Genomic DNA, 385 nt, shown 5'->3' with positions numbered 1-385 from the left:
CCTCGTGGTCGACTTCGCCCCGCACCGCCACGAGTTCCTGCGCGACGCGCAGGCGCACCGCCGTCTCGGTTTCGACCACCAGCAGGTCAGCCACTGGCTCGAGGCCGCCGGCCTCGACTGTTCCCACATCCGTGACCTCGCGCCGCCCTCCGGCGACGACGGTCTCACGGTCACCGTCTGGCTCGCCAACGAGCAATCAGCGCTGAAAGGCGTCGCATGAGCAACCCCACCACCTCCCTCGCACCACGCGGCATCACGCGGGCCCATCCGTTCGCCGACCACCCGATCGCGAAGCTGTCCCGCGAGCGCATCCTCGTGCTCGACGGCGCGATGGGCACTGTGATCCAGACCCTCGGACTCGGTGAGGACGACTTCCGCGCCGATC

The 385-nt window shown here is 69.6% G+C and carries 1 pseudogene; it reads left to right on the top strand.

The window, feature by feature from the left end:
- Positions 1–220 (top strand): annotated as a pseudogene (locus I6F37_RS44625) (ArsR family transcriptional regulator); the annotation flags it as partial.
- Positions 221–385 lie beyond the last annotated feature (165 nt).

It is taken from the genome of Bradyrhizobium sp. NBAIM08 (assembly GCF_020193935.1).
Classification (GTDB): Bacteria; Pseudomonadota; Alphaproteobacteria; order Rhizobiales; family Xanthobacteraceae; genus Bradyrhizobium; species Bradyrhizobium yuanmingense.
The sequence above is the reverse complement of the archived record's forward strand: the minus strand, read 5'-3'. Positions and strand labels throughout refer to the sequence as shown.